This is a genomic window from Prevotella sp. oral taxon 376, from assembly GCF_003043945.1.
GTDB lineage: Bacteria > Bacteroidota > Bacteroidia > Bacteroidales > Bacteroidaceae > Prevotella.
On the sequence record NZ_PYXG01000001.1, the window covers coordinates 750,088 to 765,274 of the forward strand.

At 48.4% G+C, this 15,187-nt stretch carries 13 protein-coding genes; 6 read left to right on the forward strand and 7 right to left on the reverse strand.

Annotation, left to right across the window (positions count from 1 at the left end):
* Positions 1-17: 17 nt before the first annotated feature.
* From C7120_RS03310 to C7120_RS03335, 6 genes are all read right to left on the reverse strand, one after another.
* Entirely contained in the window at positions 18-1,166 is a 1,149-nt protein-coding gene (locus tag C7120_RS03310; protein ID WP_107621362.1) for an N-acetyltransferase, read from the reverse strand.
* A 112-nt stretch (positions 1,167-1,278) separates the two neighbouring features.
* On the reverse strand, positions 1,279-2,463 hold the full coding sequence (locus C7120_RS03315) for a class I SAM-dependent methyltransferase (RefSeq protein WP_107620341.1): 1,185 nt from the start codon (positions 2,461-2,463) through the stop codon (positions 1,279-1,281).
* Positions 2,463-3,254, reverse strand: a complete 792-nt coding sequence (locus C7120_RS03320) for a glycerophosphodiester phosphodiesterase family protein (RefSeq protein ID WP_107621363.1) — start codon at positions 3,252-3,254, stop codon at positions 2,463-2,465. Before C7120_RS03320 ends, C7120_RS03315 begins: the two co-directional genes overlap by 1 nt.
* Before the next feature lie 623 nt (positions 3,255-3,877).
* Positions 3,878-4,636, reverse strand: a complete 759-nt coding sequence (locus tag C7120_RS03325) for a succinate dehydrogenase/fumarate reductase iron-sulfur subunit (protein ID WP_107620342.1) — start codon at positions 4,634-4,636, stop codon at positions 3,878-3,880.
* Positions 4,637-4,641: 5 nt separating this feature from the next.
* The gene (locus C7120_RS03330) at positions 4,642-6,621 is read right to left on the reverse strand and encodes a fumarate reductase/succinate dehydrogenase flavoprotein subunit (protein WP_107620343.1); all 1,980 of its coding nucleotides are present in this window, start codon (positions 6,619-6,621) and stop codon (positions 4,642-4,644) included.
* A gap of 37 nt (positions 6,622-6,658) precedes the next feature.
* On the reverse strand, positions 6,659-7,342 hold the full coding sequence (locus C7120_RS03335; RefSeq protein WP_107620344.1) for a succinate dehydrogenase cytochrome b subunit: 684 nt from the start codon (positions 7,340-7,342) through the stop codon (positions 6,659-6,661).
* Positions 7,343-7,562: 220 nt separating this feature from the next.
* On the opposite strand from C7120_RS03335, the gene mnmG reads away from it, so the two are divergent.
* From mnmG to deoC, 6 genes are all read left to right on the forward strand, one after another.
* Positions 7,563-9,434, forward strand: a complete 1,872-nt coding sequence (gene mnmG / locus C7120_RS03340) for a tRNA uridine-5-carboxymethylaminomethyl(34) synthesis enzyme MnmG (protein ID WP_107620345.1) — start codon at positions 7,563-7,565, stop codon at positions 9,432-9,434.
* Between the two features lie 49 nt (positions 9,435-9,483).
* Positions 9,484-10,014 (forward strand): adenine phosphoribosyltransferase, encoded by a 531-nt coding sequence (locus C7120_RS03345; RefSeq protein ID WP_107620346.1) that lies wholly within the window; start codon positions 9,484-9,486, stop codon positions 10,012-10,014.
* 155 nt (positions 10,015-10,169) lie between these two features.
* Positions 10,170-12,023 (forward strand): excinuclease ABC subunit UvrC, encoded by a 1,854-nt coding sequence (gene uvrC, locus C7120_RS03350; RefSeq protein ID WP_107620347.1) that lies wholly within the window; start codon positions 10,170-10,172, stop codon positions 12,021-12,023.
* Between the two features lie 101 nt (positions 12,024-12,124).
* Complete coding sequence (dtd, locus tag C7120_RS03355) at positions 12,125-12,577, forward strand: D-aminoacyl-tRNA deacylase (protein ID WP_107620348.1); 453 nt, start codon at positions 12,125-12,127, stop codon at positions 12,575-12,577.
* A 49-nt stretch (positions 12,578-12,626) separates the two neighbouring features.
* Entirely contained in the window at positions 12,627-12,953 is a 327-nt protein-coding gene (locus tag C7120_RS03360; RefSeq protein ID WP_107621364.1) for a nucleotide pyrophosphohydrolase, read from the forward strand.
* A 26-nt stretch (positions 12,954-12,979) separates the two neighbouring features.
* Positions 12,980-13,927 carry a deoxyribose-phosphate aldolase gene (deoC, locus tag C7120_RS03365; protein WP_107620349.1) on the forward strand — a complete coding sequence of 316 codons (948 nt, stop codon included), beginning with the start codon at positions 12,980-12,982 and terminating at the stop codon, positions 13,925-13,927.
* Between the two features lie 228 nt (positions 13,928-14,155).
* Here the strand turns inward: deoC and C7120_RS03370 are convergent, their stop codons facing one another.
* Positions 14,156-15,133, reverse strand: a complete 978-nt coding sequence (locus tag C7120_RS03370) for a polyprenyl synthetase family protein (protein WP_107620350.1) — start codon at positions 15,131-15,133, stop codon at positions 14,156-14,158.
* Between the last annotated feature and the right edge of the window lie 54 nt (positions 15,134-15,187).

Here is a 15,187-nt window from a genome sequence, read left to right on the forward strand (position 1 = left end):
CTCGTGAGCATCAAAGACTATAGCGACTTTTTGTAGCACTTTCTGCGCTTATGGAGCTGAGTTTCCAAAGCACCCCACATATTCTTCACATTCTCGTTGGTCTCCATCTCGACCTGCGTCTCTCCCCATTCGATGCCATAATGAATGTAACGGGGAATCAGATCGCTGAAGAGAAGCGCATTGGCTCCCTTGGCCCGGTAATCCGGGTCGACCCCTATCAAAAGACAGTCTACGATATTGGTCTTATGGAACTTGATGGCCCTGACGAGATGCCACCAGCCGAACGGAAGCAGGCGCCCCTTGCGACACTTCTGCAAGGCGTGAGAGAGCGAGGGAACCGTAATCCCGACTCCTACAAGCTTGTTGTCGGCGCTCGCATCCTCGACAAGCGTGATAAAGTCAAGGTCGGCAAAGGCCAGATACATGTCGACATACTGGTCTATCTGCCTGTCCGTAAGCTCGGAATACCCATAAAGGTCTTTATAAGTCAGATTGATGAGGCTGAAAATCTTCTTCCCATAACCATCCTTGCCATACACCTCACTCTTCTTGAGCTTCTTGATACGCAGATTGTAACGGTTCTGAATCATCTCGGCTATCTTGGCATACTTCTCCGGAACGCTTTTCGGCACAATAAGCTTGTATTCCACATATGTATTGTCGACCGTGAATCCATCGAGAGCCTCTATGTGCTCGGGATAATACGGGTAGTTATAGATAGTAGCCATCGTTCCCAATTGGTCGAAACCTTCTGTAAGCATGCCCTCCGGATCCATATCCGTAAAACCTAAAGGACCCACCATATCCATCATTCCTTTTGAACGGCCATAGGCTTCCACCGCACTCAAAAGGGCTTTTGACACCTCTCGGTCGTCGATGAAGTCTATCCAGCCGAAACGCACATCTTTGCGGTTCCAATGCTCATTGGCCTTATGGTTGATGATGGCGGCCACGCGCCCTACCAGCCTGCCATCCCTGTAAGCCAGATAATACTCGGCCTCGCAGAAATCAAAAGCCGCGTTGTAATCCTTGCTCAGGGTGTTGAAATCGTCACTGAACAAAGCTGGCGTATCATATTGGTCGCCCTTATACAACTCGTAATGGAAATCAATGAAAGTGGTCAGGTCTTTCTTTGTCTCTATCTTCTTAATCTCGATTGATGACATTGTCTTCTCTTTTAGTGAAGGGGCATTTCCCCCAAGTAGCTTGGTGGCTAAAGTCTTCTCGTTACCTCCATAAAACACGCAAAAATACGAAGAAAAACGGAGACTTCCAAATTTAGTGTGCTTTTTTGCATATAATTAAGGTGTGGCCGCCATCTTGCAGCGTTGTTCCAAAAAGAAAGATGTCTCCGCCATCACCCATCCTAAGCCGCCGGCGCAGCGCGGCCGCAGTCATAGGAAAGTTTCTGACGGTTATATTGGCTTTGGAAACAGATTTCAGGTGCTGACGGACGGATTTCTTATTGAGCGATGAAATCGACTGAATTTGAAATACACGACCGATGGAATCGTCGATTTTCTCTTCTGACACGAAGAGATGGGAGTCGCGGGCCAACATCTTCAATCCCTTGGCTTCGGAGAGGGCTCCGAAACAGCCTGCTTTCTGGATGGACGCGTTGGGCTCACAGAGATACATTCCCACTCTTAAATCTCCCTCCAAATAAGCAACAGGCACAGATTCTGCCCCACAGCGGAATCTCGCGCCATCGTTCACGCAGGTGAGTGTCAGAAGCCCGGCTTGCTCACGGGAAAGCACGAGCAGGAGTTCCTTGCACTCATTAGAGACCGACAGAATATGAATTTCCCTTACATATTGAAGTTCCTTTACCGCTTCATGCCAATCAAACATCGGCGAGAGCTTGACCATCACATACCGGGCTTTCTCCACCAACATTTTTTTCAGGCCCGAGACATCGGGCCGGCAGTCTTTGACGGCATAGGTTTTGCCCCCGTGCTCATCCCTGCGGGCAGGGTCTATATAAATAAGGTCTACGGGCCGCATCTGCTCCAAATAGTCTACTCCGTCCTGACAGTATACTCCAAACCCGTCCGCCCGAAGAACCGTAAAGTTGTGTCTGGCTATTTCGCACAGGTCAGGCTGTCGCTCCACATAATCAACAGTCTTGAATTGTCGACCTATATAATAGCAATCGACGCCAAAGCCGCCCGTGAGGTCTGTCATGCTACCCAGTTCGGGGACCAGCCGACGGGCCAGCCGCGCCTTATAGACCGCCGTGGTCTCGGAACTGCACTGCTCCATCGAGAGATGGGGAGGATAGTAGATGGCGGGGTTCCGTGCCAAGGAAGGGAGCTTTCGGCAGGCTTGCTGCCAGCCCCTGATCTGGTCGAGGGCCACTCGGAAATCCACTTCGGGGAACTTGTCTCCAAGGAAAGCCAGGCGGCGCACATCTTCCATGCGGTGCTGCCTGATGAATTCGAGCGTAGCCTCGTCAAGCCGCATCAGTCGGCAGACACTGGAGTTGCGCCGGCCGCCTTCAGCGTGAGCATACAGGCAACTGGCTCGTCAGTGGTGATATAGTCAACACCCAGCTTACACATTTCCTCCATGGCAGAGGTCTTATTGACAGTCCAGACATTCACGGTCATGCCCAGCCATTTGGCTTCCGCAAGCCAATGCCGCGTAGCCGGGCGGCGAAAGACATTCTTCTCAAAGTCTACGCCTGTACACCCCTCCGAAAAAAGACGGCACGGCGTATATTCCCAACCCAGATAAGCCACCTTTGCCCGAGGGTCGGACTGGACGACGGCAGTACATGCGTCCAGATCAAAGGAGATATATTCTACCTTGTCTTCTACGCCATACCGCCTTACTTCCGCTACCGCTTGGCGGGCAGCCTCACGGTTGCGCTCGGGGGTGGAATGGCGCTTGATCTCAATGATGAGCTTCGTGCTCCCCTGATGCTGCCGCAGAATCTGCAGGAAGTCTTTCAGCTCGGGCATCTTCTCACCATTCTTCAGGGTGAGATGCTTGCACTGTTCATAGGTGGCTTTCTCAATTTCCACCCCGTCGAAAACGGCATCATGATTCACCATGATATGCCCATCGGCCGTCAGCCACACATCGGTTTCAGAACCGTAAACATTCAAGTCGAGGGCATACTGCAGGGAGGCGCGCGAATTCTGGGTGGCACCCTCATGTTTCCAATAGCCGCGATGGGCAATCACCTGCTGTGCACAAAGCGTATGAACGGCTATCAAAGGCAAGAGAAAAGTGAGGAATGTTCGTTTCATGATCTTCATTATTAATTCCTTGCAAAGATAAGAAAAAAGATTGATTACGGCATGATTTTCCGAATAAAATGAAAGGGACGCACACGATTCACAACATTTACAGTTCAATGCATCAGCTCTCGAAGAACGAAGAAATGTTATATTTTTTCACCATTTGCGATTTATACGGTTTTCTGGCATCGCCGCATAATATGCAAAAAACAGACCTCCAATCTGCAAAAGGCGGTCTTTCGTCTCAGTCCTAACGGTCTTTTAGCGTGTAAAAGACGGCTAAAAGGAAGATAAAAAGCCGCCTCCCGCTTTACGAAACAGCATATTCCCCCCTAAAATCAGCAAGAGAAATTCCTAACAAATGTTAAAAGATGGCTTTAAACGGTTCACAAGCGCATAAATCCAGCGAGCCCTATAATTTTCCATCCAGACACCGCAACGCCGCCCGAAAGGAAATGAATATTTATGCATTTAACCATGTATGATTCGTAAGAAAAATATCAATTACTCATCTAAAGGAAAAGGCCATACTGACCTATCGTCATCAACACGAAAGATCCCGCCAACCGCTCTCTCTGTGAAAGAGGGCGGTCGCGGGATCAAGATATCACGCTGATGCCGAAAAACAGGCATCAATCGGCGAGCTTCGCCTTCAGATACTCGCGATTCAGGCGGGCAATATTGGCGATGGACTCGCTCTTGGGGCATACAGCCTCACAGGCACGGGTGTTGGTACAGTTACCAAATCCCAGCTCCTCCATCTTGTCAATCATGGCCTTGGCACGCTTGGCCGCCTCCGGGCGACCCTGCGGAAGCAAGGCAAGCTGACTCACCTTAGAGCTCAGGAAGAGCATGGCCGAGCCATTCTTGCACGCTGCCACACAAGCTCCGCAACCGATACAGGTGGCGCAGTCCATAGCCTCGTCGGCGTTCTCCTTAGGAATGAGAATGGCATTGGCATCCTGCGACTGCCCCGTGCGAATGGTGTTGTAACCACCGGCGGCGATAATCTTGTCGAATGCCGAGCGGTCAACCATGCAGTCCTTGATGACAGGGAACGCGGCCGAACGCCAAGGCTCCACGGTAATGGTGTCGCCGTCGCTGAAGCGGCGCATATAGAGCTGACAGGTCGTGGCCCCTCGCTCGGTCTTGCCATGTGGGGTACCGTTGATGTAGAGAGAGCACATACCGCAGATGCCCTCACGACAATCGTGATCGAAAACGAAAGGTTCTTCGCCTGCCGCGATGAGTTCCTCGTTGAGGATATCGAGCATCTCGAGGAAGGATGTGTCGTCTGGAATATCCTTCATCTCGTGTGTATCAAAGTGGCCTTTGTCCTTCGGCCCGTTCTGACGCCAATATTTGATTGTGAAACTAATATTCTTTGCCATAGTCGTTAATTCTTATAATTTCGTGTTTGTACCTTGATTGCCTCATACTCGAGAGGCTCCTTGATGAGCTCGGGAGCGGTAACATCATCGCCCTGATACTTCCAGCAGCCTACATAGAAGTAGTTCTCATCATCACGGGCAGCCTCGCCCTCGGGAGTCTGGTGCTCCTCGCGGAAGTGTCCGCCGCAGCTCTCGTTGCGAGAGAGGGCATCGTAAGCGACCAATTCGCCCATCAGCAAGAAATCGCGCAGATGGATAGCCTTGTCGAGCTCTACATTCAGCCCTTCCTTCTTGCCCGGCACGAAGAGATTGGCATCGAATTCCTTGCGCAACTTGGCAATGAGCCTCAGGCCTTCCTCAAGGCCTTCCTTAGTACGCCCCATGCCCACACGCTCCCACATGATATGGCCAAGCTCCTTGTGGATAGAGTCTACAGAGCGCTTGCCCTGAATGCCCATCAAGCGATCGATTTCTGCCTGTACGGCTTTCTCTGCTTCCTCAAACTCGGGAGCATCGGTAGGAATCTTCGGCCAGACAGCCTGGTCGGCCAGATAATTCTGAATGGTATAGGGCAACACGAAATAGCCATCGGCCAGGCCCTGCATGAGCGCAGAAGCTCCCAGGCGGTTGGCGCCATGATCTGAGAAATTGCATTCACCGATGGCGAAGAGACCGGTGATGGAAGTCATCAGCTCGTAGTCAACCCAAATGCCACCCATCGTATAGTGAATGGCCGGGAAAATCATCATGGGCTTATAATACTTCACGCCGTTAATCTCATTGGCAAGATCACCCGGGAACACATCCGTAATCTCCTCATACATCTCGAAGAGGTTGCCATAACGCTGCATAATCTCGTCAAGACCGAGGCGATTGATAGACTCGGAGAAGTCGAGGAACACGGCAAGACCGGTGTTGTTTACACCAAAACCTTTGTCGCAGCGCTCCTTGGCGGCACGAGAAGCAACATCACGGGGAACAAGGTTTCCGAAGGCTGGATAGCGACGCTCCAAATAATAGTCGCGGTCTTCCTCGGGAATCTCCCATCCCTGAAGTGTTCCTGCTTGGAGTTTCTTAGCGTCCTCAAGCTTCTTAGGAACCCAGATACGACCATCATTACGAAGCGACTCTGACATCAAAGTCAACTTAGACTGCTTGTCGCCGTGGACGGGGATGCAGGTTGGATGAATCTGCACATAGCAGGGATTCGCGAAGTAGGCACCTTTGCGATAAGCCTGGATTGCGGCCGTACAGTTACAACCCATGGCATTGGTGGAAAGGAAATAGGCGTTGCCATAACCACCGGTAGCGAGAACCACCGCGTTGGCAGAGAAACGCTCAAGCTCTCCGGTAACGAGATTCTTGGCTATGATGCCGCGAGCGCGGCCTTCAACAATGACAACATCTTCCATCTCATAGCGGGTATAGAGCTTCACCTTGCCGGCATTCACCTGGCACATCAACGAAGAATAAGCTCCGAGCAGCAGCTGCTGGCCCGTCTGCCCCTTGGCATAGAATGTGCGGGAAACCTGCGCGCCGCCGAAAGAGCGGTTGGCCAGCATTCCGCCATACTCGCGAGCGAAAGGAACGCCCTGGGCAACACACTGGTCGATGATATTATTACTTACCTCGGCAAGGCGATATACATTAGCCTCACGAGCACGATAGTCGCCGCCCTTCACCGTATCATAGAACAAACGATATACGGAGTCGCCGTCGTTCTGGTAGTTCTTGGCTGCATTGATACCACCCTGCGCCGCAATAGAGTGAGCACGACGGGGAGAATCCTGAATGCAGAAGTTAAGGACATTGAAACCCATCTCGCCAAGCGTGGAAGCAGCACTCGCACCTGCAAGGCCTGTACCCACGACGATGACATCGAGCTTCAGCTTGTTCTTCGGGTTCACCAAACGCTGGTGAGCTTTATAGTTTGTCCATTTCTCGGCCACCGGCCCTTCAGGAATCTTAGAATCTATTTTTGACATAATGTTCTGAATTGTAAATGATGAATTGAATTACGAATTAAGCACAGCACATACTTGGTGCCAAGCCCAGCCAAAATGCGAGCACGAGGATTGCAAAAACACCCATCAGAAGTGATACATAGGCAATTCCGATAACCTGCCAACGCTTGAACCAGACCTTTCCGTTGACACCCAATGTCTGTATGGCACTCCAGAATCCATGTGAGAGATGAAACCAAATAGCTACAATCCAAAGAAGATAGAGGATTGAGAATACCGGATTGGAGAATGTGTCCTGAATCCAGGCAAAACCATCAGACGGGTCGTGTGCGACCTGGATTTCCGCAAGCTCCGCAAACATCATATGCCCCCAGAAATTGTAGAGGTGCAAAATGAGACCAATCAGAATAATCAGCCCAAGCACCAGCATGTTCTGTGAGGCCCAACTCACTTTCTCATAAGTAGCCGTAACCGCATAACGGGAATTACCACGGGCACGGCGGTTCTGGGCTGTCAAAATGAATGCATACACAATGTGGCACACGGCCAAGAAAGCAAGACCGAGCGTGCCTGCCACTGCATACCAGTTTGAACCCAAAAACTTGCAAATCACATTGTAAGCATCTCCCGAAAAAAATGCCACAACATTCATGCAACAGTGGAATGTCAGGAAGAGAATGAGGCAGATGCCAGTTACTGACATTACCACTTTCCTACCAATAGGTGAATTTAATAACCACATAAATGATTGATTTTTAATTATTTAATTGTTAGAATTAATTTCTATTTTATCTTACAAAATCATAGTCTCGCAAACCCGATTCATAGGCCAGCATCCCCATTCTTAGGTATATACATGGGGAATCCTGTGGTGCAAAAATACTATATTTTAATGATAAATCAAAGCAAAAAGCACAAAAATCAATTTTTATTTCTTACTTTTGCATAAAATACAGCTTAGGATGAATCTCAAATATGATGTCATAGTGATTGGTGGCGGCCATGCCGGCTGTGAAGCAGCAACAGCCTCAGCAAACATGGGGGCTAAGACCTGTCTCATCACAATGGACATGAACAAGATAGGGCAAATGAGTTGCAACCCCGCAGTAGGCGGCATAGCAAAAGGTCAGATTGTAAGGGAAATCGATGCATTAGGAGGACAAATGGGATTGGTGGCCGACGCTACGGCCATCCAATTCCGCATGCTAAACCGCGGAAAGGGTCCGGCGGTTTGGTCTCCTCGCGCACAATGCGACCGTGAAAAATTCATTTGGAAATGGCGACAAGTGCTCGACGCCACCTCAAACCTTGACATCTGGCAAGACCAGGCAGAGGAGCTGCTTGTTGAAAATGGAGAGGCCGTAGGTGTAAGAACGATATGGGGAGCTGAGTTCCATGCAAAAAGCGTTGTTGTTACAGCAGGAACATTCCTCAACGGACTGATGCATGTTGGCCGACATCAATATTCCGGCGGACGATGCGCAGAACCCACTGTCTTACACTTCAGCGAAAGTATTTCTCGCTGGGGGATTCATTCTTACAGGATGAAAACAGGTACTCCTGTGCGCATTGACAAACGCTCTGTGCACTTTGAGGACATGGAAGAGCAACCGGGAGAAAACGACTTCCATCAGTTCAGCTATATAGGAAAGCACCGAAGCCTGAAACAATTGCCTTGCTGGACATGCTATACAAACGCTGAAGTTCACGAAACATTACGAAGCGGGCTTGCGGACTCCCCACTCTTCAACGGACAGATCCAAAGCACAGGACCAAGATATTGTCCATCCATAGAGACTAAACTTGTTACATTTCCAGACAAAGATCAACATCCTTTGTTCTTAGAGCCCGAAGGCGAAGACACCAATGAAATGTACCTGAACGGTTTTTCTTCCAGCATGCCCATGGATATCCAGCTGGCCGCCATCCACAAAATTCCCGCACTCAGAGATGCAAAAATATACCGACCAGGCTACGCCATCGAATATGATTATTTCGATCCAACCCTGCTCAAGCAATCATTGGAATCTAAAATTCTAAAAGGTTTGTTCCTTGCTGGCCAAGTAAATGGAACTACGGGTTACGAAGAAGCGGGCGGACAAGGACTGGTAGCAGGCGTCAATGCGGCCATCCACTGTGCAGGAGGTACCCCTTTTATCATGCGAAGAGACCAAAGTTACATAGGTGTTCTCATTGATGACCTTACGACAAAGGGAGTAGATGAACCTTACCGAATGTTTACATCAAGGGCAGAATACCGAATTTTACTCCGTCAAGACGACGCAGACGCACGGCTTACCGAAAAGGCCTATGAATTAGGCATTGTCAAACGCGACCGCTACGACTGGTGGATACAAAAGAAAGAAGCCATTAACAGATTACTATATTACTGCGAGAACACATCGGTAAAGCCAACGGAAATCAATGCCGCACTTCAGGCTCTGGGGACTACACCTATAAGAATGGGCTGCAAACTATCAGATTTAATTGGGAGACCTCAGCTCTCTATTAACGCATTAAAGTCCATCTTCCCTGACTTAAAAAGCCTAATAGAGAGTTTCCCCAACCGCAACGATGAAGTTGCCGAAGCCGTAGAAATAAGAATCAAATATAAAGGATACATTGAACGCGAAAAGATTATTGCCAGCAAGATGCATCGCCTTGAGAATATAAAGATCAAGGGCAGATTCCATTATAATGATCTTCATGAAATCTCGACGGAAGGACGCCAGAAGCTTCAGAGGATTGACCCGGAGACTCTTGCTCAAGCAAGCCGCATTCCAGGCGTGTCCCCCAGCGATATCAATGTTCTTCTAATACTATTAGGAAGATAATGTTTCATGTGAAACACAGCAGAAAGTGCAATATAAAAACATATAGAACATGAACAAAAAGATTTTGTTAGACAACCTACGCAGCATAAAGGATTGGCCTATTAAGGGAGTAAATTTCAGGGATGTTACCACAATGTTCAAAAGCCCCGAATGCCTAAAAGAAATCTGCGACGAAATGTATGAGCTCTACAAAGACAAAGGCATCACGAAAATTGTTGGTATTGAGAGCCGCGGATTCGTAATGTCTTCTGCACTTGCGATTCGACTGGGCGCAGGTGTCGTTCTTTGCAGAAAACCCGGCAAGTTACCGTGTGAAACCGTACAAGAAAGCTATGCAAAAGAATACGGCATCGACACGATTGAGATACACAAAGATGCCATCGATGAAAACGATGTAATTTTGCTTCATGATGATTTGCTCGCAACAGGGGGAACCATGAAAGCGGCGTGTGATCTCGTAAAGAAATTCCATCCCAAAAAGATCTACGCAAACTTCTTAATAGAGTTAGATTCGGAATTCCCAGAAGCAAGAAATACATTTGATAAGGATGTAGAGATAACCTCCCTGTTACAATTCTAAACACAAGAAAGAGAAAAAGGAAGAACTGGGAAACATCCGACACGACATGCTTTGCCATTAACACGAACGGCCGAGACTTCCCCAAAGCACGCTCTTGATAGTTTCACATGAAACATTCCAAACTAAAAGATCTTTAAATAGAGGGATTTACGAAGATGACAAGAGAAGAAAACGAGCAGCGTTTAGAGCATTGCAAGAACAAAGTACTTGCTATGCCTGAGACTCCTGGCTGCTATAAGTTCCATGACAAAGAAGGTACGATCATCTATGTAGGGAAGGCTAAGAACTTGAAGCGCCGCGTTTCTTCCTATTTTCACAAAGAGGTTGACCGATACAAGACAAAGATCCTTGTATCGAAAATCTGGGATATAAGCTATAGCTACGCAAATACAGAAGAGGATGCATTGCTCATGGAGAATAGCATGATCAAACAATACAATCCTCGATACAATGTTTTATTGAAAGATGGGAAAACCTATCCTTCCATTTGCATTACCAAAGAGTTATACCCAAGGATATTCCAGACTCGTACGATCAATAAAAAACACGGAACCTTTTATGGTCCCTACAGTAAGATTTCGAGTATGTACAATATCTTGGAAATCATCAGAAAGGTTTTCAAACCCAGGACTTGCAGACTTCCCTTGACGCCAGAGGGCATTAAAGGAGGCAACTTCAAACCTTGTTTAGAATATCACATCGGCAATTGTCTGGGTCCCTGCATCGGTCGGCAGAGCTATGATGATTATCAGGAAAACATCCGACAGGCCCGTGAAGTATTGAAAGGCAACACCCGCGACATGCTGAAATACCTCACCAAAAAGATGATGGAGAAGGCGGAGGATTTGAAATTTGAGGAGGCTGAAATACTGAAACAACGCCATATCATGCTCGAAAACTTCGTTGCTAAGAGCGAAGTGGTAAGCTATACCATTAAAGATGTAGATGTATTCTGCATTGAAGACGATGATTTAGAGAAGAATGCTTTCATCAACTACATGCATGTCAGAAATGGGGCTATCAATCAAAGCTTCACCTACGAATACAAGCGCAAGCTCAAAGAGAGCGACGAGGAGCTCCTGATGCTGGCAATCCCCGAAATCAGAAATCGTTTCGAGAGCACCTGTAAGGAAGTAATTGTCCCCTTTGATATGAACTGGAACCTTAAGGACGCAGAGTTTTTCGTGCCGGAAAGAGGCGATAAGAAACACCTTCTCGAACTCTCCCAAATGAACGCCAAGCAGTATAAATTCGATCGTCTGAAGCAAGCCGAGAAGCTCAATCCTGAGCAGAAGCAAACACGGTTAATGAAAGAACTCAAGGAAAAGCTAAAGCTTCCCAAGCTACCTTATCATATCGAGTGCTTCGACAATTCAAATATCGGCGGCACAGACGCCGTAGCAGGATGTGTTGTCTACAAAGGAATGAAACCCTCAAGGAAAGATTACCGCAGATATATCATCAAGACCGTTAAGGGTCCGGACGATTACGCCTCCATGCAGGAAGTCGTACGCCGCAGGTATTCAAGGATGATCGAGGAAGGAACAAGCCTTCCCGACCTCATCATTACCGATGGCGGAAAGGGACAGATGGAGGTCGTCAGAGAGGTCGTAGAAGGCGAACTTCAGTTGGAAATACCCATAGCAGGCCTCGCAAAGGACGACCGCCACCGCACCAATGAGTTGCTTTACGGATCGCCTCCACAGGTAATAGGCCTGAAAACAGACTCTGAACTCTTCCATGTCCTCACCCGCATTCAGGACGATGTACACAACTATGCCATTGAATATCATCGGGATAAGCGGTCGAAGCATGCCCTGCATAGCGAATTGGACGATATTAAGGGGATAGGCCCGAAAACCCAAGCTCTACTAATGAGGAGGCTAAAGAGCGTAAAAAGAATAAAACTATCTGATTATCAAACGCTTACGGAAGTATTAGGGGTCGTAAAAGGAAAAATTGTCTACGAGCATTTCCATCCCGACAAACTGCCAATTGAAAAATCCTGATAAACAGACTATTCTACCCGTCATAACCGACAGAACATCGGAATTTCGCTTTTTTAAAAGCTAAATTTGGATTTATTAGAAATAATCAATATCTTTGCAATATGAGAGTTGTTATCCAAAGAGTCAAACACGCCTCCGTATCCATTGATGAAAAGATCAAGTCGAGCATCAAGGGAGGCCTTTTGATACTCATAGGAATAGAGGACTCCGACACACCAGAGGATGCAGACTGGCTTGCCAGAAAGGTTGCCGGTCTCCGTATCTTTGACGACTCGAACGGCGTAATGAACCATTCTGTCATAGACACGAATGGTGAAGTTCTCGTTATAAGCCAGTTCACGCTCTTCGCAAGCTACAGGAAAGGGAATCGTCCCTCATGGCTTCGCGCGGCCTCCCACAAGCATTCAATCCCCCTTTACGAATATTTTTGCAGCAAATTGAGCACCGTTTTGGGAAAGGAAGTCGGCCGGGGTGAGTTCGGTGCATACATGCAGGTAGAGCTCCTAAACGACGGCCCGGTAACAATTTGCATGGATACCCATCAGAAAGAATAAGGAACAGAAGATGAGCAATGAATGCCTAATCCTTCAAACAGGAAAAAACATGACGATCAAAGAGGCACAGGATGCCGTAGACAAGTGGGTGAAGACCTATGGCGTAAGATATTTTTCGGAACTCACCAACATGGCCTGCCTCACCGAAGAAGTGGGCGAACTGGCGCGCGTGATAGCCCGCAGGTATGGAGACCAGAGCTTCAAGAAGGGCGAGAAGTCCAATCTCGGAGAAGAGATGGCAGATATCTTGTGGGTACTGGTGTGCTTAGCCAACCAGACAGGAGTAGATCTTACGGAAGAACTCAACAAGAGCTTTGAGAAGAAAACCTGCCGTGACGCGCACCGCCATTTAGAGAATCCCAAACTGAAAGCATAATTAAGAGCAATAAAACACAAGTAGAAATGAGCAACATTAAAGACACCATTCTCAACGACATCGAGAAACAGAAACAGAACAAACCACTGGAATCCAGCAAAGTAGAACAGGCGCTCAAGCTCTACGACTTCAATGTCAGCGACGAAGAGGTAAAGGCCACAGTACAGAAAATCATCAACGAGAAAGTTTCTGCCAATGAGACTCCTGAAGTGAAGAAGTTCCTCCTGGGCAGCGTGGAGCTTACCTCGCTGAATACGACCGATACCGAGGAAAAGATTCTCGGCATGGTAGAGAAAGTGAACAAGTATGCACACGAGTTCGCGGAGCTCCCCCATGTGGCGGCCGTGGTCTGCTATCCTAACTTCACCAAGCTCGTCAGCCAGAGTCTGGAAGTCGACGGAGTTGAAATCACCAATGTCAGCGGCAGTTTTCCCTCGTCGCAGACCTTCATGGAGGTAAAGGTGGCAGAGACCGCCCTTGCCTTGAGAGACGGGGCAACGGAAATAGACATCGTCCTCCCCGTAGGCAAGTTCTTCTCCGAAGACTATGAAGGCATTGCCGACGACATAGCAGAACTGGAGCAGGTGTGTGGCGACCACTCCATGAAAGTAATCCTCGAGACCGGCGATCTGGGCTCTTGCGCCAACATCAAGAAGGCCGCCATTCTCTCTATGTATTCGGGTGCAGACTATGTAAAGACATCCACGGGCAAAGAAAAGGTAAGCGCCACCCCGGAAGCTGTATATGTCATGTGCCAGGCCATCAAGGAATACTATGACCGCACAGGCATAGTAATCGGGCTGAAACCTGCCGGCGGCATCAACACGGTGAAAGACGCCGTAACCTATTATACCATCGTTCAGGAGGTATTGGGCGAAAAATGGCTCACCAACAGACTGTTCCGTCTGGGCACATCACGCCTCACCAACATGCTCATGAGCGAGATTCTGGGCAAAGAAATCAAGTTTTTCTAAGTTGTAAGAACAGACAAGAAGAGGGGACAACACATCCGTTGCTCCCACTTCTTGTTATCTTTATCCCGACAATCTCGGCGATTTTGTCCGACGATTTCGGCGATTTCGTGAGACAATTTCGGCGATTTTGTCGGACAAAATCGCCGAAGTCGTAACTTTGTCAGCCACTTTTCAAATGCTGTTTTGTACTTTTGTAGAGTTTATGCTACAGCATTCCCCTGCCCGATATCAGTTATTCCGCTCAATCACAAAATCCAGATAGGCCTCAAGGGCACGCTTGATGGCGGGGTCGGTAACCTTCGTGTCAAGAAACTGCCGGCACTCTCCGTGGAAATCCCACATGCGTTTATCGGCATATTCTATGCCCCCGTTTTCCTTGGTGAAAGCCACCAAACGGGCGATTTCATCGCTCTTTATCTCCCTGCTCTTCACCTTTTGAGCAAGGCGGAACATCTCCTTGTTGCCCGTAGAGTTAAGAGCATAGATGACAGGCAGGGTCAGTTTGCCTTCCGCCATATCGTTTCCCGTGGGCTTTCCGATTTCCTTAGAGTCGTAATAGTCGAAGATATCGTCGCGAATCTGAAAGATAATTCCCAGGTTCTGACCGAATTTCTTAGCCTGTTCCACATCTGCTCCCGACGCTCCCGACGCCTCTGCGCCAATGGCGGAGCAAGCCTCGAAGAGCGCGGCGGTCTTTCCCTTGATAATGTTGTAATACACCTCTTCTGATATCTCCTGGTTTTGAATATTAGAGAGCTGCAGGATTTCACCGTCCGAAAGCGTCCTGCCCAGTTGGGCAAGGTAGCGTACGATACGCTCCCTATGGGTGTAAGACACATACAGCAGTGCCGTTGAGAGGATGTAATCGCCTACCAGAACGCTCACTTTGTTGTCATATACGGCGTTCACCGAGGCCTGGCCGCGGCGTTCCTCACTTTCGTCCACCACATCATCATGCACCAGACTGGCCGTATGAAGCAGCTCCAGACCTACTGCCGCATACTGGGTAACCTCGGTAACCTCACCGAAATTCTTCGCCATCAGCAGGATCAGCATAGGGCGCATGCGCTTTCCACCCCGCTCGCGGATATGGTCAAGCGCCTGGGCAAGCATTCCGTCGCCATGGTCGAGAGAGTGGTTGAAAAGCTCGATGAAATCGGTTAATTCTGAAGAGATCGGTTGTTTGATGAGTGGTAAATAATCCATCTGGCACTGAATTTTGATACAAATTTAGTGATTTTATCGAAAAATGTGGCGAAA

Coding starts and splice junctions, on each gene's coding strand:
- mnmG (WP_107620345.1), top strand. CDS start 7,563: ATGAATCTCAAATATGATGTCATAGTGATTGGTGGCGGCCATGCCGGC.
- C7120_RS03320 (WP_107621363.1), bottom strand. CDS start 3,254: ATGAAACGAACATTCCTCACTTTTCTCTTGCCTTTGATAGCCGTTCAT.
- C7120_RS03335 (WP_107620344.1), bottom strand. CDS start 7,342: ATGTGGTTATTAAATTCACCTATTGGTAGGAAAGTGGTAATGTCAGTA.
- C7120_RS03360 (WP_107621364.1), top strand. CDS start 12,627: ATGACGATCAAAGAGGCACAGGATGCCGTAGACAAGTGGGTGAAGACC.
- C7120_RS03330 (WP_107620343.1), bottom strand. CDS start 6,621: ATGTCAAAAATAGATTCTAAGATTCCTGAAGGGCCGGTGGCCGAGAAA.
- dtd (WP_107620348.1), top strand. CDS start 12,125: ATGAGAGTTGTTATCCAAAGAGTCAAACACGCCTCCGTATCCATTGAT.
- uvrC (WP_107620347.1), top strand. CDS start 10,170: ATGACAAGAGAAGAAAACGAGCAGCGTTTAGAGCATTGCAAGAACAAA.
- C7120_RS03315 (WP_107620341.1), bottom strand. CDS start 2,463: ATGCGGCTTGACGAGGCTACGCTCGAATTCATCAGGCAGCACCGCATG.
- C7120_RS03370 (WP_107620350.1), bottom strand. CDS start 15,133: ATGGATTATTTACCACTCATCAAACAACCGATCTCTTCAGAATTAACC.
- deoC (WP_107620349.1), top strand. CDS start 12,980: ATGAGCAACATTAAAGACACCATTCTCAACGACATCGAGAAACAGAAA.
- C7120_RS03345 (WP_107620346.1), top strand. CDS start 9,484: ATGAACAAAAAGATTTTGTTAGACAACCTACGCAGCATAAAGGATTGG.
- C7120_RS03325 (WP_107620342.1), bottom strand. CDS start 4,636: ATGGCAAAGAATATTAGTTTCACAATCAAATATTGGCGTCAGAACGGG.
- C7120_RS03310 (WP_107621362.1), bottom strand. CDS start 1,166: ATGTCATCAATCGAGATTAAGAAGATAGAGACAAAGAAAGACCTGACC.